General features: G+C 55.4%; 19 protein-coding genes. 10 read left to right on the forward strand and 9 right to left on the reverse strand.

What is annotated here, in order from left to right; genetic code table 11:
- Window positions 1-477 (reverse strand): MarR family winged helix-turn-helix transcriptional regulator, encoded by a 477-nt coding sequence (locus tag KIH26_RS16095; protein WP_213446708.1) that lies wholly within the window; start codon window positions 475-477, stop codon window positions 1-3.
- Window positions 478-636: 159 nt separating this feature from the next.
- Between KIH26_RS16095 and recA the strand changes: the two genes are divergently transcribed.
- Window positions 637-1692: a recombinase RecA gene (gene recA / locus KIH26_RS16100; RefSeq protein WP_213446709.1), complete on the forward strand. Its 1056-nt coding sequence runs from the start codon at window positions 637-639 to the stop codon at window positions 1690-1692.
- Between the two features lie 181 nt (window positions 1693-1873).
- Window positions 1874-2323: a recombination regulator RecX gene (gene recX / locus KIH26_RS16105; RefSeq protein ID WP_213446710.1), complete on the forward strand. Its 450-nt coding sequence runs from the start codon at window positions 1874-1876 to the stop codon at window positions 2321-2323.
- An 8-nt stretch (window positions 2324-2331) separates the two neighbouring features.
- Here recX and KIH26_RS16110 read toward each other — a convergent pair whose 3' ends face one another.
- Window positions 2332-2631 carry a hypothetical protein gene (locus KIH26_RS16110; RefSeq protein ID WP_213446761.1) on the reverse strand — a complete coding sequence of 100 codons (300 nt, stop codon included), beginning with the start codon at window positions 2629-2631 and terminating at the stop codon, window positions 2332-2334.
- 165 nt (window positions 2632-2796) lie between these two features.
- On the opposite strand from KIH26_RS16110, the gene KIH26_RS16115 reads away from it, so the two are divergent.
- The 5 genes from KIH26_RS16115 to KIH26_RS16135 all read left to right on the forward strand — a co-directional run bounded on the left by KIH26_RS16115 (window position 2797) and on the right by KIH26_RS16135 (window position 9200).
- Window positions 2797-3330, forward strand: coding sequence for a phasin family protein (locus KIH26_RS16115; protein ID WP_213446711.1), 534 nt, complete (start codon window positions 2797-2799; stop codon window positions 3328-3330).
- 134 nt (window positions 3331-3464) lie between these two features.
- Window positions 3465-4742 carry a patatin-like phospholipase family protein gene (locus KIH26_RS16120; RefSeq protein ID WP_213446712.1) on the forward strand — a complete coding sequence of 426 codons (1278 nt, stop codon included), beginning with the start codon at window positions 3465-3467 and terminating at the stop codon, window positions 4740-4742.
- 139 nt (window positions 4743-4881) lie between these two features.
- On the forward strand, window positions 4882-5553 hold the full coding sequence (locus tag KIH26_RS16125; RefSeq protein WP_213446713.1) for a TetR/AcrR family transcriptional regulator: 672 nt from the start codon (window positions 4882-4884) through the stop codon (window positions 5551-5553).
- A 113-nt stretch (window positions 5554-5666) separates the two neighbouring features.
- Complete coding sequence (locus tag KIH26_RS16130) at window positions 5667-6998, forward strand: iron-containing alcohol dehydrogenase (protein WP_349627892.1); 1332 nt, start codon at window positions 5667-5669, stop codon at window positions 6996-6998.
- An 18-nt stretch (window positions 6999-7016) separates the two neighbouring features.
- On the forward strand, window positions 7017-9200 hold the full coding sequence (locus tag KIH26_RS16135; RefSeq protein WP_213446714.1) for a DUF8754 domain-containing protein: 2184 nt from the start codon (window positions 7017-7019) through the stop codon (window positions 9198-9200).
- Window positions 9201-9274: 74 nt separating this feature from the next.
- On the opposite strand, the gene KIH26_RS16140 is transcribed toward KIH26_RS16135, so the two are convergent.
- Entirely contained in the window at window positions 9275-10888 is a 1614-nt protein-coding gene (locus KIH26_RS16140; protein ID WP_349627893.1) for a wax ester/triacylglycerol synthase family O-acyltransferase, read from the reverse strand.
- A 117-nt stretch (window positions 10889-11005) separates the two neighbouring features.
- On the opposite strand from KIH26_RS16140, the gene KIH26_RS16145 reads away from it, so the two are divergent.
- A complete protein-coding gene (locus KIH26_RS16145) occupies window positions 11006-11263 on the forward strand; it encodes an acyl-CoA-binding protein (RefSeq protein WP_213446715.1) in 258 nt (85 codons plus the stop codon).
- Window positions 11264-11362: 99 nt separating this feature from the next.
- Here the strand turns inward: KIH26_RS16145 and crcB are convergent, their stop codons facing one another.
- Genes crcB through KIH26_RS16165 form a run of 4 tightly spaced genes read right to left on the reverse strand, consistent with a single transcriptional unit; the run spans window position 11363 to window position 15347 of the window.
- Window positions 11363-11752 carry a fluoride efflux transporter CrcB gene (gene crcB / locus KIH26_RS16150; RefSeq protein ID WP_213446716.1) on the reverse strand — a complete coding sequence of 130 codons (390 nt, stop codon included), beginning with the start codon at window positions 11750-11752 and terminating at the stop codon, window positions 11363-11365.
- Between the two features lie 55 nt (window positions 11753-11807).
- Window positions 11808-12140: a polyhydroxyalkanoic acid system family protein gene (locus KIH26_RS16155; RefSeq protein WP_213446717.1), complete on the reverse strand. Its 333-nt coding sequence runs from the start codon at window positions 12138-12140 to the stop codon at window positions 11808-11810.
- Between the two features lie 23 nt (window positions 12141-12163).
- Complete coding sequence (locus KIH26_RS16160) at window positions 12164-13225, reverse strand: aminopeptidase (RefSeq protein ID WP_249661460.1); 1062 nt, start codon at window positions 13223-13225, stop codon at window positions 12164-12166.
- A 58-nt stretch (window positions 13226-13283) separates the two neighbouring features.
- Complete coding sequence (locus KIH26_RS16165; protein WP_213446719.1) at window positions 13284-15347, reverse strand: molybdopterin-containing oxidoreductase family protein; 2064 nt, start codon at window positions 15345-15347, stop codon at window positions 13284-13286.
- An 81-nt stretch (window positions 15348-15428) separates the two neighbouring features.
- On the opposite strand from KIH26_RS16165, the gene KIH26_RS16170 reads away from it, so the two are divergent.
- The gene (locus KIH26_RS16170; protein WP_249661463.1) at window positions 15429-16541 is read left to right on the forward strand and encodes an ABC transporter substrate-binding protein; all 1113 of its coding nucleotides are present in this window, start codon (window positions 15429-15431) and stop codon (window positions 16539-16541) included.
- Here the strand turns inward: KIH26_RS16170 and argE are convergent, their stop codons facing one another.
- Window positions 16542-17711, reverse strand: a complete 1170-nt coding sequence (argE, locus tag KIH26_RS16175; protein ID WP_213446721.1) for an acetylornithine deacetylase — start codon at window positions 17709-17711, stop codon at window positions 16542-16544.
- Between the two features lie 61 nt (window positions 17712-17772).
- Between argE and KIH26_RS16180 the strand changes: the two genes are divergently transcribed.
- Complete coding sequence (locus tag KIH26_RS16180) at window positions 17773-18960, forward strand: M20 aminoacylase family protein (protein ID WP_213446722.1); 1188 nt, start codon at window positions 17773-17775, stop codon at window positions 18958-18960.
- 62 nt (window positions 18961-19022) lie between these two features.
- On the opposite strand, the gene KIH26_RS16185 is transcribed toward KIH26_RS16180, so the two are convergent.
- Window positions 19023-20588, reverse strand: coding sequence for a WS/DGAT/MGAT family O-acyltransferase (locus KIH26_RS16185; protein ID WP_213446723.1), 1566 nt, complete (start codon window positions 20586-20588; stop codon window positions 19023-19025).
- Window positions 20589-20645 lie beyond the last annotated feature (57 nt).

Consider the following 20645-nt stretch of genomic DNA (forward strand, 5'->3'; position numbering starts at 1 on the left):
TCAGTAGCCTCGTGCATAGGCTTCTAGGCCAAAGTTCAATACCTGCGCCACTTGGCTTCCCACCTCTTTCACCAGCTCTTCTTGCGCTTGCGCCACCGCTGCTTCGAACGCTGCCAGCCACTCCAGGCCCGTAGGCGTGAAATGCACTATTTTTGCTCGGGCATCGCGCGAGTCTGCCTCGCGCTGCACCAAGCCCCAGGCCTCGCACTCATCCACGAGCGTGGTCATGGCTTGTTTGCTCATGCCAGCGGCTTGCGCCAGATCCGTCAAACGGCTGCCTTGCAGGTCAAGATGCCGCGTGATGTGAACGATGGCTGCACTCACTTTGCCGCGCCCCGCGAGGTTGGCCAACTGCAGCGGAGCTTGGCTGCTGTGCGCCATCAACGTCTGCACCCGCGTGTCAAATCGGTGGGATGCTTCGCCGAGTAAGCGACCTGTGTGCGTCGCTCGCCAGCCGTCTTTGAGGGCAGATTCCATCGGCTTATTTTAGTCAATTAAACTGATCAATATTTCTATTTACTTCTTTGTACTGTGCATATACAGTCCTGATCAATCCAACAGCTTTTCGATTCGAATTTTTGAAGAGGCTAAGTTGGAGCTAACACTCACTTAACCGGAATGCAAGGAAATATGAAGATGGACGCACAAGTCAAAGGCACAAAGATCGAAGCCGCCGCCAACGAAAAAGCCAAGGCACTGCAAGCCGCTCTGGCGCAGATTGAGAAGCAATTCGGCAAAGGCTCCATCATGAAGCTGGGCGAGGGCGAGGTGATTGAAGACATTCAGGTTGTCTCCACTGGCTCGCTGGGCTTGGATGTGGCGCTTGGTGTGGGTGGTCTGCCCCGTGGCCGCGTGATCGAGATTTACGGCCCAGAAAGCTCTGGCAAAACCACGCTCACCCTGCAAGTGGTGGCTGAGATGCAAAAGCAAGGCGGCACCTGCGCCTTCATCGATGCTGAGCACGCGCTGGATGTGCAATACGCGCAAAACCTCGGCGTGAACCTGCAAGACATGCTGATTTCTCAGCCAGACACCGGCGAGCAAGCGCTGGAAATTGTGGACAGCCTCGTGCGCTCCGGCGCGGTGGATCTGATCGTGGTGGACTCTGTGGCCGCATTAACTCCAAAAGCTGAACTCGAAGGCGAGATGGGCGATTCCCTCCCCGGCCTGCAAGCCCGCCTGATGAGCCAAGCTCTGCGCAAGCTCACTGCCACGATCAAGAAAACCAATTGCATGGTGATCTTCATCAACCAAATCCGCATGAAGATCGGCGTGATGTTTGGCTCGCCAGAGACGACCACCGGCGGCAATGCGCTCAAGTTCTACGCTTCTGTGCGCCTCGATATCCGCCGCACCGGCACGATCAAGAAAGCTGAAGTGGCGATTGGCAATGAGACCAAAGTCAAAGTGGTGAAAAACAAAGTCTCGCCTCCGTTCAAAGAAGCGCATTTCGACATCATGTTTGGCGAAGGCATCTCCCGCTTGGGCGAAATCATCGACATGGGCGTGGAGGCCCGCATCATCGAGAAAAGCGGCGCTTGGTATGCCTACGGCGGCGAGAAGATCGGCCAAGGGCGCGATAACACCCGCGAGTTCTTGAAAGAAAATCAGGCTCTGGCGTTCGAGATCGAAAACAAGATTCGTGAGTCTTTGAATATTGCTTTGCTGCCTGCTGATGTGTCGGAAGCTTAAGGTTTAAAGCCGAACAGCCGGACGCCAAGGGCGCAAAAGTTGCGCAAAAGACGCAGAAGAAGCCGTTAAAGAAAAAACGATGGGTTTAATTTCTTCGCATTTATTTTTGGCATTTTTTGCGTCTTCTGCGCAACTTTTGCGCCCTTTGCGTCCGGTATTGAAAATTCTTTGCGTGCTGTAAATGTTCGCCCAACAACAACTCTCCCTCAAAGGCCGCGCCCTCAAAGCGCTGGCTGGGCGGGAGCGTTCTCGGGTGGAGCTGGAGCGCAAACTCGCAAGCTTTGAAGAAGAACCTGGCCAGTTGGCCAAGCTGCTCGACGAGCTGCAAGCCAAGGGCTTTTTAGACGATCAGAGAGCAGCCGATTCGCTCGCCAATCACCGTGGCCGCAAGCTCGGTACAGCCAGAGTCGTGCAGGAGATGAAAGCGCGCGGCATGGATGCAGAAGCCATCGCGCAAACCACTGAGCAACTCAAAGCCACGGAGCTTGAGCGCGCACGCGAAGTGTGGCGTAAGAAATTTGGGGCTGAAGCAGCGGATGCGAGCGAGCGGAGCAAGCAGATGCGCTTCTTGATCACGCGGGGCTTTTCAGCGGAAATCATTCGCCGCGTTGTGGCCAATGATGAGGACTGATCTCGCCATCAAGGTCGCGCATAACCTTCACACAAACCCGAATTGGAGCGACCCCGGCATTCGCGCGTCAGGCGCTTGTCACGCTCAGCTCGCGTTTCGCCACTGCCTTCATAGAAGGTGACGCCACCGCCCTTGCTGCCCTTGGCTTTCTTTTCTTTTTTGGGTTTTTTGGCCTTTGCGCCACTGGGCGTAACGGTTGCTTGCGCAGAGACTATTTGTGATGAAAAAACGCCATTTGTCGGCATAGAATCTGCACGGAATGCTATTGAAAAAAGAGCGAGAGCAAGAAGGGCAGGCGTGTAGTTCATGGGTTATCCTGACGTGAGCTTTTCACATGATAACGAGGCTCCAGCCCCCGCGCCCATAGAGCGCAACCCCTAGGCATTTAGAAGCGCTAATCTAAACAGGCGCGCTTTCAAGGGCTACATTCTGGTCATCACATTTCAATCATTCATCATTTTTTGGAGTTCACCATGGTCAAGAAAGTCAACAAAGCATCTGCTGCAAAATCCGCCGGCTTGAGCCCTGCCGCTTTGGCAGAAAACATCAAAGCTTCTGCTCAGCAAATCTATTTGGCTGGTCTGGCTCAGTTCTCCAAAGCCCAGCAAAACGGTGGCAACGTGTTTGAAACCATGGTCAAAGAAGGCCTGGCCGTTCAGCGTCGCACCCAAGCTGCTGCTGAAGAGCGCATCAGCGAAGTGACCAACCGCGCTGCTGGCGTGGCCAACGAAGTTGCAGCGAAAGCCACTGGCCAGTGGAACAAACTCGAAGACATCTTTGAAGACCGCGTTGCTCGCGCTCTGAACAAGCTCGGCGTGCCATCTGCCAAAGACATCGAGACGCTGATCAAGCGCATCGACTCTTTGAGCAAGCAAGTCGGCACCAAAGGCACGGCCGCTGCTAAGCCAGTGCGCGCTGCTGCCAAGACCGTGAAGGCCAAAGCGGCTACCACCGTGAAGGCTGTGAAAAAAGCTGCTCCAGCGAAACGTGCTCGCAAAGCCGCTTAATTCTGGTCATCTGTAAAAAGGGCGCTCCGTAGCGCCCTTTTTTATGAGATTTTTATGCCTTTTTGGCACCTAACCGGCATAAAATCTGCGCGGGCAGCTATTAAAATAGTAGCAAATCATTTCTACATTCAGTCATGGCTTCTGTGATCAATTTTCCTCGCGTCAGCTCCCAACCTGCAAGCAAGCCTCGCATCGCGCTCTCATTAGCAGGCGGCGGCCCGCTGGGCGCCATCTACGAAATCGGCGCACTCTGCGCTTTGCAAGAAGCACTCGACGGCGTAGATTTCACCCGCCTTGATCATTACATCGGCGTATCAGCAGGCAGCTTCATCGCCGCCTCGCTGGCCAATGGCATGAGCCCACAAGAGCTCTGCAAAAGCTTCATCGACAACACCGAAGCTGAAGTCAACAATACGCAGCACAGCGACCGATTCGATCCCGCTTGGCTGATGCGCCCAGCCTTTGGTGAGTTCGCTCGCCGCGCCATCATGTTGCCTAGCTTGCTGGCCTCTGCTGTTTGGCGCGCCACGGTAGAGCGCAAAAGTATAGTGAGCGCGCTTGAGTTGCTCGGCCCCGCCTTGCCCACAGGCATCTTCTCCAGCGTCGAAGTCAACTCACGCATGGCAGAAATCTTCTCTCAGCCTGGCCGCAGCAATGATTTTCGTACGCTGCAAAAAATGCGCGGCAGCCGCCTCACATTGATCGCCACCAATCTCGATTCCGGCGAATCTGCCCCCTTCGGCGCGCCCGGCTGGGATCATGTCTCCATCTCTCAAGCCGTGCAGGCCAGCTCAGCGCTGCCCGGCCTGTTTCCGCCGGTAGAAATTGGCGATCATTATTTTGTCGATGGCGCACTGAAGAAAACGCTGCATGCCAGCGTCGCACTCGATGAAGGCATGGATCTCGTGATCTGCCTCAACCCCCTCGTCCCCTTCGATGCCCTGAACGCCCGCCCTGCTGTGATGCAGCGCGGTCTGCCCAAAGAGCGCCAGCGCATTCCCCGCATCACAGAAGGCGGCCTGCCAGCCGTGCTCTCGCAAACCTTCCGCTCGATGATCCACTCGCGCCTAGAGATGGGCATGAAGGCCTATGAGCGGCAGTATCCTCAAACAGATATCGTGCTGATCGAGCCCGATCAACGCGACCCAGAAATGTATCTGGCCAATACCTTCAGCTACAGTCAGCGCGCCAGCCTCGCCGAGCACGCCTACCAACAAACCCGCCACCTCCTGCGCGCGCGCCGCAGCTCGCTCACCGCGAAATTTGAAAAGCATGGCATTGTGGTGAACGATGCTGTGCTGAGCGATCCCAAGCGCCAGCTCGTGATGCCAGCGCCTAAGGCAACTGCGGTTGGCAAGGCTGTGCAGCGGCTGGAGGAGACTTTGGAAGATCTTGAGCTGCGGTACGCTTAATTTTTAGCGCGCTAAAGGTTTCTTCTTTTTAGCGCCAATCGCTGGCCATAGAGCGCTAACCACAAACACACAAACTAGCCAGACAACACAACATGAGCTAGAGTGTGGGCAAGACAATACAAGCTCTAAGAGGACACACATGGCCAAAAAAGCGCCGCGCCGCACTGCAGAACGCATCCTAGAAGTCACGCTCGAACTCTTCAACCGCTTTGGCGAGCCCAATGTCTCTACCACGCTGATTTCGGCCGAGCTCAACATCAGCCCCGGCAATCTCTACTATCACTACCCTGCAAAAGACGAGCTGATCAACAGCTTGTTTGACCGCTACGAACGCAGTTTGAGCGAGCTGCTCAATGCCAGCGATGGTGTGCGTAACGTGGAAGACGCATGGTTTTTCCTACACACCTTGTACGAGCTCATCTGGCAATACCGTTTCCTCTACCGCGATTTGAATGATCTGCTCAGTAAAAACCGTCGCTTAGAAACCCACTTCCAATGGGTGCTCAAAAACAAAACGCGCAGCTTGCGCACCTTGCTCGAAGCCATGAACCGCAGCGGCGCGATCACGATTGATTCGCGCGAAATAGAAGGCACGGCCACCTCGATGGTCGTGGTGCTCACCTATTGGCTGAGCTACGAATACGTGCGCGACCCGCGCAATGCGCTGGAGCCCGAGAGCGCGAGCACCGCTCTGGTGCGCGGGGCGCAGCATGTGCTCAATCTGCTTGTGCCTTACCTCGAAGCGGGCCAGAGGCAGCATTTGCTCAACCTCGTGGCAGAGTATTCGGCCAAAACCGCTCCCGTAGCCTGAGTAGATTGCGAATCGGGAAAACCCTGTGCGCATTTTGAGATAAGTATCAGCACAAGCCAAGCGCCTGCGCCTACACTGTTCCTTCAAAGAATTGATTGCCCGAGGAGGCCGCAGTGATCTTAGATTTCATTCAAAAGAATATCCCCAACGTCGTTCCGAAGTCCACGCAATCGGCTGGCTTGGAAATGCTGATGAAAGGCGCGGGCAAAGTCACGCGCTACATCCCCATCCCACAACCTACGCTCATGGTCGGCCCCGGCTCAAGCGCTCGCATGGGTGAAGTCATTGCAGGTTTTGGTCACAGCAAAGTATTGATCGTGACCGATGGTGTGATCTCCAAACTCGGGCTTTTGAAAAGCATTCAAGAAGCGCTGCATTCTGGTGGTACGAAGACTGTCGTGTTCGACAAGATCACGCCTGACGCACCGATTCCGCTGATTGAAGAAGGCTTGGATTTTTGCCAAGAGCATGATTGCGATGCATTGGTCGCCTTCGGCGGCGGCTCCTCCATGGATGCCGCCAAAGCCATTGCGATTGCCATGACCAATCGCAAACCATTTCGCAGCCTCGCGGGTTACTTCAAAGGCCGCAGCAATCCACTGCCGATTTATGCTGTGCCTACCACCGCTGGTACAGGCTCGGAAGTCACGGTGGCTGCTGTGATTTCCGATCCCTCTAAAGAAGACAAAGTGGTGATCATCGATCCGCGCCTCGTGCCCAAAATGGCCGCGCTTGATGCATCGCTCATGACCGGCCTGCCCCCGCATGTGACAGCGGCTACCGGCATCGATGCGCTCACCCACGCCGTGGAATCTTTCGTCGGCAACTGGGCCACGCCCTACACCAATGGCATGGCACTTGCCGCCACTGGCCTGATCTTTGAAAACCTGCGCACCTGCTACCGCGATGGCGGCAACCTCGTCGCGCGCGAAAAAATGTCGCTCGCCTCCACCTATGCAGGTCTGGCCTTCACCCGCGCGAATGTGGGTTATGTGCATGCAATTGCGCATCAGTTTGGCGGCAAATACCACACGCCGCATGGCTTGGCCAACGCCATCATGCTGCCGCATGTGTTGCGCTACTCTGCCCCCGCGATACAAAAGCAACTCGCGCAGCTCGCTGTGCGTGCCAAGCTCGGTGCTGAGAGCGAGAAAGACGACAAGCTCGCTGAAAAATTCCTCTCCGCCGTCGAGCAGCTCAATGATGACTTGGGTATTCCAAAGTATCTGGACAAACTGCAAGAAGCAGATATTCCCGCTCTGGCTAAAGCCGCTTGCCACGAAGCACACACTGGCTACCCTGTACCCAAGTACATGACGCAAAAGCAATGCGAAGCGCTGATTCGGCAAGTGCTGCCGCCGGCGGGTAAAGCTGCCTCGAAAGAAGCCGCCAAACCTGCCGCGAAAAAAGCCCCTGCTAAAAAATCAACCTCCAAGTCAATTTAACTTCACCCTGAGCACGCCATGAAAAAAGTCATCACTGTCACCCTTGGCGCTAAAGCCCAAGATTTTTCGTTCAAAACCAAGTTCTTAGGCGAGGATTTCCAAGTCACGCGCATGGGTGCAGACAACGACACCACCCAAGCCTGGGAACTCTTACGCCGCCATCAGAATTTCGCGGATGCCATGGGCATTGGCGAAATTGGCGACCATTACCAAGTGGGTCTGCGTACGGTCGTGAACAAAGAAACGGAGCGTTTGCTCAACGTTGTTACCCGCGTGCCTGCCACCACGGGCGCAACGCTGCGACGCTTGCTGCAAGTGCGTGCGGTACGCCATGTGCAAAAAGAGTTGGGCGAGTATTTCAACAACAACATCGTGCTGTTTTTAAACGGCATGCGCAATTACGACATGGCCGTGGCTTTGTCAGACTACACACCGAATTTGAATTTCGCCGATGCGCTGTATCAAACCGGCGCACCTGCCATGCTCAGCTCGATTGAGCAGTTGGAGCTTTACGCTAAAGGCACAAAATTCCTGCTCGCAGGCAAACCAGCAGAGCTGCTGGAATCGTCCCTGACTTGGCTCAAGAGCAAGCGTGTAGCCAAAGCAGCTGAAGAAGCGCATTTGATTGTCGGCACCTTTGCTGAATTGAAAGCCATCGGCAGCTCCAGCAATCTCGCTGGCAAGACGCTTATCACCTCCGCAGTCGATGACGACCGCATGGAGTTCTTCAAGAAGTGCAAGGTCAATCTGGTGATTGATGTGTCGCCCAAGCTGTTTGACCATGTGGTGGGTATCAACACATTGGAAGCGATGATCTTGGCCTCGCTGAACCGCCCGAAAGAAGAAGTGTCGGATGATGATTTTGAAGAGATCTTGGACGAACTCAAAATCACGCCTCGCCTCTTGCACCCCACGGGCAGCTTCCGCAATATTCGCCGCTTTGCTTTTGTGATTCACCCGCTCTCGCAAGATTTCATTCGCAAAGGTTTCCCCATTCCGAAAAGCACACCCAAGTTCATCATGGACAAGGTGGAGACGATTGCTGCGCACATGCCGCCCATGGTCTATTGCAAGATGGACAACATCATCTCGCCCACCGGGGCAGAAGCCGAGGGTTGGTTGATCTCTGTCGGAGGCACACCGCGTGAAATGCTCTCGCGCAGCCCGGAATTCACCTACCGCCGCTTGCTGCAAGCCGCGAAGATTGCGCAAAATCTCGGTGCGCAAATCATGGGCTTGGGCGCGTTCACCAAAGTGGTGGGCGATGCGGGCGTGACAGTCGCTCGTCGTGCGCCCCTACCGATCACCACAGGTAACAGCTACTCTGCTTCCGGCGCGCTCTGGGCCGCTGCGGATGCCATGAAGCGCATGGGCTTGGTCAAACTGGAGAAAGACGGTAAACGTCTGCACGCCAAGACCATGGTCATTGGCGCGAGCGGCTCGATTGGCTCAGTGAGCGCACGTTTGCTGGCCATGGCTTTTGAAGAGGTGGTGATTGCTGGGCGCGATTTGAAGAAATTGGAAGAGCTCAAGCGCTCGATCTTGATCGACACGCCCGATGCGAACGTGATCTGCTCGATTGATTACGACAGCCTGCTCGGTGACATGGACATGATCGTGACCTCGACCTCGGGCGCAGGCAAGAAGATTCTGGATATCACCAAGGTCAAGCCTGGCTGCGTGATCACTGATGTGGCGCGCCCACTGGATCTACCGCCTGAAGAAGTGGCCAAGCGCCCCGATGTGCTGGTGATCGAATCCGGTGAAATTGATTTGCCGACCAAAGTGCGCGGCATGAAGAGCATCGGCCTGCCACCCAATGTGGTCTACGCTTGTCTTGCAGAAACCATCGTACTCGCGCTCGAAGGCCGCTTTGAGGTGTTCACCGTGGGCCGCGATACCGAGTGGGACAAGGTCAAAGAAATCTACAAACTCGGCCTGCGCCACGGCATGAAGCTCTCGGCGATTTCTGGCGTAAATGGCGCATTCACTGATGAAGACATTGCCAAGGTGGTGGCGCTGGCGAAGAAGGCGCGCCTGAAGTGGAATGGTTCATCCGAAGCCCCAGCCAAATCTTCCAAGCCCGCTAAAACAGCCGCTGCCAAAAAGCCTGCGGCAAAGAAGGCAGCACCAGCGGCTAAAAAAGCAGCTGTCAAAAAACCTGCTGCCAAGAAAGCGGCCTCGAAGAAGGCAGCAAAGTAAAGCCTAAATGCTACAAAAATAGTAGCATTTAGCGCAGTATTCTTGCGGGCTATCTGCCGTTTTCGATCTGAGATTCAAGCAGAAGACGATACTTCGCCTTCCCAAGGTAGCATCAATGTGATCATGCTGAGCTTGGCAAATTCAGGCGCGAATTCGTCAATGATGTCTTGCGGATTGGGGCAGAGCGTGGCATCGGTGATCAGGCCGAATTGCACGCCTCCGCCATAGCTCAAGATACTCACACCCATGCCCACATCACCCGCCTGCGGCACCCAAAACATGATTTCTTCAATCGTGGAGCCGAGGAAAGTGTGCTTCTCGCGTGGGCCAGGCACATTGGTCATCACGGCCGTGGTTTTCTTCGCGTAGAGATTGAGCATGGCATCTTGCACGGGCTTGAGCATCATGCCCGCCACTGCGAGCAAGCTGAAAGCGAGCAAAGGCTGGTAGCTGTTTTTGAGCTCATTCATGCGCTTGCGCACTTCGAATACGCGATCAATCGGGTTGTCGATACCAATCGGCAGCACCAGCGCTGCCAAGCCGAAGCGGTTGCCCAGCTTGTAGGCCTGCTCCATCGGGCGAAGATTCACAGGCACCATGGCGCGGATCTCTTGGCCGCTGACATCATCGCCTTGATTTTTCAGATATTCGCCAATCGCACCTGCCACGCAGGAGAGCAACACATCATTGATCGAGCAGCCCAGCGCCTTGCCCACAGACTTCACATCCTCCAGAGGAATCGGCGCACACCAAGCCACTTGTTTGGTGCGCCCGGGTTTGCCTTTGAGCCGCGTGGGTGAATCATTGGGCATGAGCGCCATGGCTGCCAAATCCTTGGCTAACTTGCCGCCTAAGCGCGCAAGCCCCAAGCCGCCTGCCAGACCTTTTTGCGGGTCAGACAGCATATCCACGGTGCGTGCAGCACTCACGCCAGCGAGGTCGATGGCCCTAGACGCTTGAGCAGTCAGGGGTTTGATCAGATGCTGCGTGATCCAATCTTGCGTTGCTTCTTCCGAGGTTTTTTTCTTGCGCTCGGGTGGCTCCATGCCTCCATCCAGAATGGACATCGTGACTGAAATCAGCGCAATGCCATCGGCGATGCAATGGTGGATACGCGCGATCAGCGCCGAGCCTGTGGTGCCGTCAGCAAGCGGATAGTTTTCAATGAAGTGAAATTGCCACAAAGGTTTCTTGCGATCCAGTGGCGTCATCGTGAGCTCGGCCACGCGTGATTGAAACGCCTGTTGAGCGGTTTGCCCCTTCGCAATGTAAAGCTCTTCGCCAACGACATGCTTTTCGATATCAAATTTGCGATCTGTCACCCAAGTCGCGCCCGCTGTATCTTCCACCACGCATTGCTTGAAGCGCCGGTATTTGAGCAGTTTCTCTTTCACACGTTCTTGCATGGCGGCGAGCTTGACCGGCGGGCGCATCACCCACACGCCCACGATCATCATCAAGTTCTCATTCGTATCCATGCGCAGCCAAGCGGTATCCACCTTGGTCATGCGCTCGCCTGTGATGCCCAAAGTACCGCCCACAGCGTTTTGCATGTTTTGACCCACCTTGGCAGCCGCTTTACCAGCCACAGCAGCCGTCTGCCCCGCATCCGCTGCCTGCCGCGCTACGATTTCAGCAAAATCTTGCGCCAGCAATTCGGCTTCTTGCATGATGAAACGGGTGACCATGGACGGCGCTCTCCAGCAGAGGTTTTGAAATGGGGTTTTGCCCCTATTGTGGCCTGATTGCGTACGCTAAGATAGAACACGCTAACCCTAATTTCTTATCCCCGACTGGAGAACACCATGGCCACCAGCCTCAAAGCCAAATTCGAAAAAGCCGCCGCAGATTCCAAAGATCTCTCCGAGCGCCCCGATAACGCCACCTTGCTGAAAATCTACTCGCTCTACAAACAAGGCAGCGTGGGCGATAACGAAGAGAAAAAACCTGGCTTTACCGATATGGTCGGCCGCGCCAAGTGGGATGCCTGGGACAAGCTCAAGGGCACCGACCCGAAAGACGCGATGCAACAATACATCGACTTGATCGAATCGCTGAAGTGAAGAGATTCCGTCGAGAAAGTATTTTCCCGACCCAGATTGAAAAAATATGCCGGTTTACCGGCATATTTTTTTTGAGCAATCGATTTTTATCGATGCTGGTCAGCCTAGCGATGATGTGAAGAGTTTGGATGTCAGCCAAAAACCAAGCGTGGTAGCTATCAGGCAAAGCAAAACACTTGCGCTGATGTAAATGACGGCATGCCCATAAGCCTGGGAACGCATGAGCATCACTGCTTCCAAAGAGAAGGCTGAGAATGTTGTGAAGCCGCCCAACAAACCTGTCACCAGCAGCACATATCGGTGATCAGATCGGGCTAACAAAGCAGCGAACACGCCGATCAACAATGCGCCTAAAACATTGACGCTCAGAGTACCAAACCAAAAAAGACTGGGGCTGACATGGCGACTGATCACACCCGTCATCATCCAACGAAAAACACCCCCTGCACCTGCTCCCATGAACACAAGTAAGTAGTTGATCCAAGTCATACTTCAGCTTATCAACCGGATGGCAAAGTCCGCATCGAGTGCAAAGCGAAAGCGCTCAGGCCTTTTTCTTTGCTGCGGGTTTTTTGGCAGGTGCTGCGCTCTTGGCCAGTAGATCGTCGAGGTTTTTTTCAATCTCGGATTCGATCTTGCCTTTGAATGCGCCGAGCAAGAAGCCGAGTTTGGCGTGCAGATCAAAGCCAGTGGCGGTGACTTTGAGCGTGCCGTCCACGCCGCTGCGGGTGAACTGCACAACATCCCCCGTCTTGCCTTCTTCGTATGTGCATTCCATATCGAGCTTTTTCTCGCAGTCTTCAGCCCATTTGTAGGCGATCTTGCGTGCGGCGGCAAGGCCGAGGGTATGTTCACGGGAAATTTTGATGTCTGGCATGGCTGTCTCCTAGTGTTGTGGGCTTATTGTGTCATGGCCAAGAGAGCTTTGCGGCGCTCATCTTTGGGCAGCGGCGTGATGGATTGGATGGCTTGGTAAAACTCTTTCCAGTTTTTGCCCTTCTTCTCAAACACGGCCTCAAACTGCGGCACGAGTTCGTCGTAGGCAGCCTGTGCGCCTAAGCTTGCGTTGTTGGCGTTCGCAATGAAACGGTCATAGCCGGCAAATCCACTCCAGCTGGTTTTCAGCTGCGCGTATTCATCACGCAATTGCTGCATCACTTGTAGTTTTTGATTTGCTATTGATTCAGTAGCACTCTGCGCAGATTCCTTGCCGGCGATAGCCGTATTTTGCTTATAAACCTGCGCCAAGCGTTCGCGCGTGCGTAGCGTCAACGTACGGAATTCTCGGCGCTTGCTGTCAAATGCCTCGTACTCCTTGCGCGCGGCTTCTGAGCCGTTTTGCGCAAGCCACTGCTGGCCACCCAAACGCTCCACAGCGGTAGCAAAGGATTCGTTGAACATCGTGTCATCCTTCACATACAGCACCTGATGCGCGAGCTCATGAAAGATCATGCGAGCCAGCTCGCCTTCGGGATAACCGATAAAAGTGGAGAGCAGCGGATCGCCGCCAGCCCAGTTCATATAGCCGAGCGTGGAATAAGCAGGCACGCCGTACACATTCACTTCAAAGCCTTCGGCCTTCACGCGCTCGGCCTCAAGCTTCGCATCCGCTTCGTTGTAATAGCCGCGATAGCCCACGCAACCCACCGCAGCGAAGCACCAGGTTTTAAGCTGCAATGAGAACAAAGGCGCGGCCACCACATTCCACACCACAGCATTGCGCTTCAAATCAGCGTAGCGGCGGTAGCTGGCATTGCTTGGCAGAGCCAGCTCTCGCGAGGCAAATTCACGTATCCGTTGAGACAGCGCCAGGCGGCGCTTGATTGCATCCGGTGTTTGCGCATCATCGAGCCACTCTTGTACTGGCTTGGCCGCATTCATCACTGCCAAATGGCCTTGGGTGTTTTGCCAGTAGTAACCGAGATTGCTACAACCTGTGACGCAAATCACTATGAAAATCATAGCTGCTAGCGCAATAGATATGCCGGCGAACGGCTTCTTTTTCATAAAAAACCAGGCCCTAGGCAGTATCTTTCGCCACATCTGCACTCACCTGAACCGCACAGTCATAAAACACGGGGCCACGCCCCATGTCTGTCAAAAGCTGACTCGTCAATTCGTTCACGTTCTTGCCGTCCAAGCCCATCTTTCGCCACCAAATGCCCAAACCATGAACCACGCCTGGCCGGGCGCGTTGGCTGATCTGCGCTTTGCAGCGGTATGTGCCACGGTCATTGAAGATCTTCACAATGCTGCCGTCTGCAATGCCGCGCTGCTGTGCATCATGCGCAGAGATTTCCAGCAGCGGCTCGCCTTCCATATCGCGAAGGCTTTTGACGTTGACGAAAGTGGAGTTGAGAAAATTACGCGCAGGCGGCGAGATCATGGCGAGTGGATAGCGGGCATCGCTGCTGGCCACTTCGTAATTCGGCAGATGATCGGGCAGACCATATTGCTTGCTCTCAAATTCACACTTGCCAGAGACCGTAGGAAAACCACCGTTGGCAAACGGGGCGTCAGGCACATTCAAAGGCGCGAAGCCATCTTTCAAGAGCACACCAAAATCCACAGCCCCCTCGAACGCCATGCGGCACAGCTGCTCATCACTGTCTGCAAAACAAGGCTCGGCAAATCCCATCAGCGCAGCCAGCTCGCGAAAGATTTGCGTGTTCGGCTTGGCTTCGCCAACCGGCCCGATTGCAGGCTGATTGAGCATCACGTCCGTATGGCCATACGCCAAATGCACATCCCAATGCTCCAGCTGCGTGGTGGCGGGCAAGATGTAATCAGCGTAATCGGCGGTATCGGTTTGAAAATGCTCCAGCACGACGGTGAACACATCTTCTCGCGCGAATCCTTTCACCACTTTGCCGCTCTCGGGCGCAACCGCCACGGGGTTACTGTTGTACACGATCACCGCTTGAATTTTGCTGCCGAATTCTGGCGAGGCTTCGCGAAGCAGATCGTCGCCAATCGTGCTCATATTGATCGTGCGCGGTGTTTTGCCAGCCAGCAAATCAGGGCGATACAAGGCAGCACGATTCACAGGAAACATGCCCGACGAGGAGAGCAGCAGCCCGCCCGCGCGATGCCGCCACGCCCCCACGAGCGCTGGCAGGCAAGCCACCGCACGCGCCGCATTGCCCCCACCGCGCACGCGCTGCATGCCGTAATTCAGCCGAATCGCCACGGGCTCGCCGCGCTTAGCCGCTTGGCCATACTCGCGTGAAATTTGAATGATTTGTGCCGCTGGAACGCCACACACCTGCGCAGCGCGCTCTGGATTCCATAGCAAGGCACGCTCTTTCAGTGCTGGCCAGCCCTGTGTGTGCTGCGCGATGTAATCGTCATCCAGCCCATCATTTCTGATCAGCTCATGCATGATCGCGAGTGCCAGCGCTGCATCTGTTCCGGGCAGCAGCTGAACATGCTCATGGCATTTCTCTGCCGTCTCGCTGCGGCGAGGATCAATGCACCAAATCTTCGCGCCGAGGCGTTTGGCCTCTTGCACATAGCGCCAAAAATGCAAATTGCTCGTGATGGAATTGCTGCCCCAAATGATGATGAGCTTGCTCTCAGCAAAAAACTCCACCTTCATGCCCACTTTGCCGCCCAAGGTGTGAACAAGCCCTTCGGTGCCAGCAGAGGCGCAGATCGTGCGATCCAAGAAAGACGCACCAAGCTTGTGAAAAAACCGAGCCGCCATCCCCTCGCTTTGCGCCAAGCCCATGGTACCGGCATAGCTGTAAGGCAGGATGGCTTGGCTATCCACAGCAGCAATGGCTTTGAGACGCTGTGCAATATCGCTCAAAGCCTCATCCCAAGACACGCGCTCAAACTGCCCAGCGCCTTTCGCACCCACGCGCTTCATCGGATAGAGCAAACGCTCGGGATGGTAGGTGCGCTCTGTGTATTTATTCACCTTCGCGCACAGCGTGCCATGCGTATGCGCATGCGCAGGGTTGCCGCGCACCCTCACCGCAACGCCATCCTGAACCTCGGTAAGCAAGGCGCAGGTATCTGGGCAATCGTGAGGGCATGCGCCTCGAACATGCGTAGGCAAAGTTACTACAGAAGTTGACATCTTGATTCGGGGGAAAACATGGGGGAGAAACAGCGCTTTATTCCGTCATGATACGCGCTGCTTTATAAGATGCCCAATCCCATGAACCACACAACCCGCCGACTTTGTTTATCACTCTCTGTATTGATCTGTACCAGCTTAGCTGTGCATGCGCAAACAGCCAGTGGCGTGAGCAAAACTGCGATCTCTCTGGGACAAACAACTGCCCTCACTGGTGCTTCTTCAGCTTTGGCGCTGCCCTTTCATCAAGGCGCCAAACTGTATTTTGATCGCATCAATGCAGCGGGCGGTATCAATGGCCGCAGCATCAATTTCACAGCACTGGATGACGGTGGCAATCCAGCTACCGCGCGCGCTAATGCACAAAAACTGGTGCAAGGCGGTGTGCTGGCACTCTTTGGTACTTATGGCTCGGCGCAAACCACAGCTGCCTATGAAGCTTTGAAGGCAAGCGATGTCATCTTGTTTGCTCCAATGGCTGCAGCTGACGAGCTGCAAGGCGCGAATTTCCCCAATCTCTACACCATGCGCCCTGGCTACAGCGAGGAAGCTCTGGCCATGGTGCGCCACAGCCAAACCTTGGGCGCACGCAAAATCTCAGTGGCTCATGGGCGCGATGTGGAATCACTCAGCGCCTTGGATGCCAGCAAGCGCACGATGCAAGCGCTAGGGGATTTCTTGGGCGAAGGCACACTGGATAACCTGGACAAACTGCTCAGCTCTCGCCCCGATGCCGTGCTGGTGGTGGGCACGCCGCAAGAAGCTGGCAAAGCGATACGCGAACTACGCAGCAAAGGCTTTCGTGGCGCAATTTATGGCTTCTCCAACACCGGAGAAAGCTTGCTCGCCGAGCAGCTTGGCGGCGCGGGTGCGGGCGTGGTGCTCGCCCGAGTTACGCCACGTTCAGACAATGCCAAAAGCGTGGTCGTGCGCGAGTTGCTCGAAGATGCACAAGCCGCCAAGCTGGGCAAACCCAATGTCTATATGCTGGAAGGCTATATCGCTGCTCGCGCGCTGGCCGATGGCATCCGCAAAGCTGGCAAAGAGCCTACGCCTGCCAAGCTGCGCAAGGCCATTGAAAACATCAATGAATGGGATATGGGCGGCTTTCGTGTGAACTTCGGCGGCGGCCGTAATGGCTCAAAAATCGTGGAGCTGAGTCTGATTGATTCTCAGGGCAAGGTGCGGGAATAGCTAGCCTTTGATTCGCTGCGGCTTGGCTAAACCTTGCAAGAAAGCCTCGCAGCGCGCCAGCTGCTCCAAGCTCACATACTCATCTGGCTGATGCGCCTGCTGGATCGAGCCGGGGCCGCACACCACCGTGTCAATCCCTGCTTGCTTGAACAAACCAGCCTCTGTGCCAAAAGCCACCAGGGTAGATTTCGCCTCACCGCTGAGCTGTTTGGCCAATTGCGTGACAGCGTTCGCATCAGAGCCCAAGAAACTGGGTATCGCGCAGATTTCTTCAAATGTGAAACCCGCATCAGATGCTATATTTTTCATAGCATTTTGCGCAGTATCTGCGCCGGCTAGAACCCTTTTTTGCATCAAATTCACATCTGCAGTGGGTAAATCTCTGAATTCGTAATGAAACCACGCATCGCGCGGCACGACGTTATCTGCAATACCGCCTTGGAATTGCCCGACGCTTGCGGTGGAAAAAGGCACATCAAAGCCTTCATACCGAGGCTCGTGTTCACGCCACTCATCGGCCATACCGCGAATCAGGCTCACCAGCTTTGCAGCTTCCTCAATCGCGTTCACCGAATGCGGCGTGAGCGAAGAATGCGCCTCCTTGCCGCGCACGCAGCAGCGCCAGCGATACACGCCCTTGTGTGCAATCGCAGGAACCATATTGGTCGGCTCGCCCACAATGCAGGCCAGCGGCGTGATGCCTGCGTCTTTCATATCCGCAATCAGCTCTTTCACACCAAAGCAGCCCACCTCTTCGTCATAGGAGAGCGCATAGTGAATCGCATAAGGCAAATCCGCTTCCTGATAACGCTTGGCCTGCACCAGCGCGCAAGCGATGAAGCTTTTCATATCGGCCGAGCCACGGCCATAGAGCTTGCCGTCTTTCACTTCCGCACCCAACGGATCAAGCGTCCAATCCTGCCCATCCCAAGGCACGGTGTCGGTGTGGCCGCTCAAGATCAGACCAGCGGGTTTACCTGCGCCCACAGTCGCAAAAAGATTGGCTTTCGTCTTCTCTGCGTTGAAGGTGAGGCGCACATCCACACCGAAACTACGCAAATGATCAGCCGCCAATTCGATCAGCGGCAAATTGCTGTTGCGGCTCACCGTATTGATGCGGATGAGCTGCTGGGATAGGGACAGGCTTTGGGAAGAAAGGGCTTCAGGCATTCCCTCATTCTCTCCGATACAAAAAGATTTAAACTGTTTGCTCGTTAGAAAGCTGTACACCATGAAAGTCATTGATTCCATCGTCACCCAAGCCGCCAGCATCGCCGCCGTGCGCCGCGATATTCATGCACATCCTGAGCTATGTTTTCAAGAAGTGCGCACTGCGGATGTGGTTGCCAAGCAGCTGGAGAGCTGGGGCATTCCGATCCATCGCGGGCTGGGCACGACCGGCGTGGTGGGCATTGTCAAAGCAGGCACATCGAGCCGCGCCATTGGCCTGCGCGCCGATATGGATGCGCTGCCCATGCAGGAATTCAACACCTTCTCGCATGCGAGTAAGCATGCGGGCAAGATGCATGCCTGCGGGCATGATGGCCACACCGCTATGCTGCTCGCCGCTGCGCAGCATTTCGCCAAGCATCGCAATTTCGATGGCACGGTGTATTTGATTTTCCAGCCGGCAGAAGAAGGCGGCGGTGGCGCGCGGGAGATGATCAAGGAAGGCTTGTTTGAAAAATTCCCAGTCGAAGCTGTATTCGGCATGCACAACTGGCCAGGCCCGCAGGTGGGGCAATTTGCGGTGAGCCCTGGGCCGGTGATGGCGTCCTCCAATGAATTCAAGATTGTGTTTCACGGCAAAGGGGGGCATGCGGCGCTGCCACACAATTCTGTTGATCCGATCGTGATTGCTACGCAGGCGGTGCAAGCTTTCCAGAGCATCATCAGCCGCAATAAGAAGCCGGTGGAAGCGGGCGTGATCAGCGTGACAATGATTCATGCAGGTGAAGCCACCAATGTGATCCCCGACTCTTGCGAGCTACAAGGCACAGTGCGCACCTTCACCACCGAGCTGATTGATCTGATCGAGAAGCGGATGAAAGAAATTTCTGAAGGCTTGGCCAAGGCTTTCGGCGGCACGGTAGATTTCGAATTCGTGCGCAACTATCCACCCACTGTCAACAGCGAAAAAGAAGCGCTCTTCTGCGCTGGCGTGATGGCCGAAATCGTAGGCAAAGAGAATGTGACCGCGCAAGAGCCCACCATGGGCTCAGAAGATTTCGCCTACATGCTGCAAGCCAAGCCCGGCACGTATTGCTTCATCGCCAATGGGGATGGCAGCCACCGAGAAATGGGGCATGGCGGCGGCCCTTGCATGCTGCACAACCCGAGCTACGACTTCAACGACGATTTGATTCCTCTGGGGGCGACGTATTGGGTCCGCTTGGCGGAGAAGTGGCTGGCGGCTTGAGTTTTGCATCTACGCGGTGGGCTGAGCGTTTGGCGCATGAGCCCACACCGAGAGAGCCGAAGTTAAGCGCGCGCTGCTGTTCTCTTTGTGGTTGAAGCCTTTGCTTTGACTCGCGACTTTGGCGCAACTACAGATTTGGCACTCACCAGCTTCAGTTTCGGCTCAGCCTTCAAAGATTCAGAGGTTTCAGCATCCAGAGTCTTCGCAGCAGCCTCTTGCGCTTTGGCGAGCAGCACCTGATGCTCAGAGAGCAAGTAGTCTCCCAAATCCGCCACATCCGGCATCGCCCGGCGGCAAGCAATCAGGCCGTAATCCAAACGGCCTGCATAGCTTTGCACCGTGACATTCAACGCCATGCTGTGAACGGCGATCGATACGGGATAGAAACTCGCCAGCTTCGCACCGGCGAAATACAAAGGCACAGGGCTGCCGGGGACGTTGGAGATGATGAGATTGCTGATCGGTGGGATGCTGTTGAGCAAGCCTGAGCGTGACACCGCAGCTGCCACACCCGACATGAGCCAAGGCGCGCCGAAGAGTGGGAAATCTGTGGGCATCGCGGTTTTGACGCGACTCATCATGCGCTTGTTGGCTTCTGATGCCTCGCGAATCACTGCAAGGCGCTTGACGGGATCAGCGATATCGGTGCCCAGCACCGAGGTGACGAAGCTGACTTGATTGTTGGCCGATGTATCGCCTGCCTCGCGCAAGCTCACAGGAATGGCGGCAAGCAGAGTTTTATCGGGCAGGTTGTTGTGCTCTTTGAGGTAGCGACGCAGCGCGCCAGCCGTGGTGGTGAGCACCACATCGTTGAGCGTGCCGCCAAGTGTCTTGCCGATGAATTTCGTCTCGGCCAGAGGGATGGTTCGGCCAGCGAAGGTGCGTTGATTCGTGATGCTGGTGTTGAGCATCGTGCGCGGGCCAAAGAGCTTGAGGTTTTGCGGCAAACCCCATTGCCGCTTGCCTGTGGCTTCATCGGGCGCAGCAACAACATCTTTCAAGGCGCGCAGCATTTGAGGCGCGGTTTGCGCGAGCTTCACCACTTGCATTGCCGTATTGCGCAAGGCCGCGCCACCTAGCTCTGCCATGCCCAGCTGATAGCGATGGCTGCGCACTTTGGGGCGCGGAGGTTTGACCACGCGGCCTGTGGCCTCCAAATCAAAAATCGCCTGCGCCACTGCAATACCCGCCTGCCCATCCATGCCCGCATGATGCGCCTTGGTGTAGAGCGCCACTTGCCCGCTCTTCAAACCATCAATGATGAAAAATTCCCAGAGCGGGCGGCTGCGATCCAACAAGCTGGAGTGCAAGCGCGCCACATACTGCTGAAGCAAGCGATTCGTGCCCGGCTTGGGCAGTGTCACATGCCGCACGTGGTAATCGATATCGATGTCTTCATCTTCCACCCATACAGGGTTGGATAAATCAAACGGTATCAAAGCGAGTTTGCGCGTGAACAAATCTGCCAAATGCATGCGCTCTGCCACACGCTGCTTGGCATATTCAAAAAAATCATCGCTGGCAAAGCCCTGCGGCAGATCCAACACACACAGCGAGCCCACATGCATGGGCATTTCTGGCGATTCCAGGTGCAAAAAGGTGGCATCTAAGCCGCTCAAATGGTTCATGGTTTTTTTCCTCGATCAATTCGCAGCATGCGCTATTGTGATGAATTTATAGCCTAT

It is taken from the genome of Variovorax sp. PCZ-1 (assembly GCF_018413605.1).
Lineage (GTDB): Bacteria > Pseudomonadota > Gammaproteobacteria > Burkholderiales > Burkholderiaceae_C > JANMDU01.

Excerpts from the sequence above, each read along its gene's own strand:
- KIH26_RS16095 (WP_213446708.1), bottom strand. The coding sequence starts at position 477 with ATGGAATCTGCCCTCAAAGACGGCTGGCGAGCGACGCACACAGGTCGC.
- recA (WP_213446709.1), top strand. The coding sequence starts at position 637 with ATGGACGCACAAGTCAAAGGCACAAAGATCGAAGCCGCCGCCAACGAA.
- recX (WP_213446710.1), top strand. The coding sequence starts at position 1,874 with ATGTTCGCCCAACAACAACTCTCCCTCAAAGGCCGCGCCCTCAAAGCG.
- KIH26_RS16110 (WP_213446761.1), bottom strand. The coding sequence starts at position 2,631 with ATGAACTACACGCCTGCCCTTCTTGCTCTCGCTCTTTTTTCAATAGCA.
- KIH26_RS16115 (WP_213446711.1), top strand. The coding sequence starts at position 2,797 with ATGGTCAAGAAAGTCAACAAAGCATCTGCTGCAAAATCCGCCGGCTTG.
- KIH26_RS16120 (WP_213446712.1), top strand. The coding sequence starts at position 3,465 with ATGGCTTCTGTGATCAATTTTCCTCGCGTCAGCTCCCAACCTGCAAGC.
- KIH26_RS16125 (WP_213446713.1), top strand. The coding sequence starts at position 4,882 with ATGGCCAAAAAAGCGCCGCGCCGCACTGCAGAACGCATCCTAGAAGTC.
- KIH26_RS16135 (WP_213446714.1), top strand. The coding sequence starts at position 7,017 with ATGAAAAAAGTCATCACTGTCACCCTTGGCGCTAAAGCCCAAGATTTT.
- KIH26_RS16140 (WP_349627893.1), bottom strand. The coding sequence starts at position 10,888 with ATGGTCACCCGTTTCATCATGCAAGAAGCCGAATTGCTGGCGCAAGAT.
- KIH26_RS16145 (WP_213446715.1), top strand. The coding sequence starts at position 11,006 with ATGGCCACCAGCCTCAAAGCCAAATTCGAAAAAGCCGCCGCAGATTCC.
- crcB (WP_213446716.1), bottom strand. The coding sequence starts at position 11,752 with ATGACTTGGATCAACTACTTACTTGTGTTCATGGGAGCAGGTGCAGGG.
- KIH26_RS16155 (WP_213446717.1), bottom strand. The coding sequence starts at position 12,140 with ATGCCAGACATCAAAATTTCCCGTGAACATACCCTCGGCCTTGCCGCC.
- KIH26_RS16160 (WP_249661460.1), bottom strand. The coding sequence starts at position 13,225 with ATGATTTTCATAGTGATTTGCGTCACAGGTTGTAGCAATCTCGGTTAC.
- KIH26_RS16165 (WP_213446719.1), bottom strand. The coding sequence starts at position 15,347 with ATGTCAACTTCTGTAGTAACTTTGCCTACGCATGTTCGAGGCGCATGC.
- KIH26_RS16170 (WP_249661463.1), top strand. The coding sequence starts at position 15,429 with ATGAACCACACAACCCGCCGACTTTGTTTATCACTCTCTGTATTGATC.
- argE (WP_213446721.1), bottom strand. The coding sequence starts at position 17,711 with ATGCCTGAAGCCCTTTCTTCCCAAAGCCTGTCCCTATCCCAGCAGCTC.
- KIH26_RS16180 (WP_213446722.1), top strand. The coding sequence starts at position 17,773 with ATGAAAGTCATTGATTCCATCGTCACCCAAGCCGCCAGCATCGCCGCC.
- KIH26_RS16185 (WP_213446723.1), bottom strand. The coding sequence starts at position 20,588 with ATGAACCATTTGAGCGGCTTAGATGCCACCTTTTTGCACCTGGAATCG.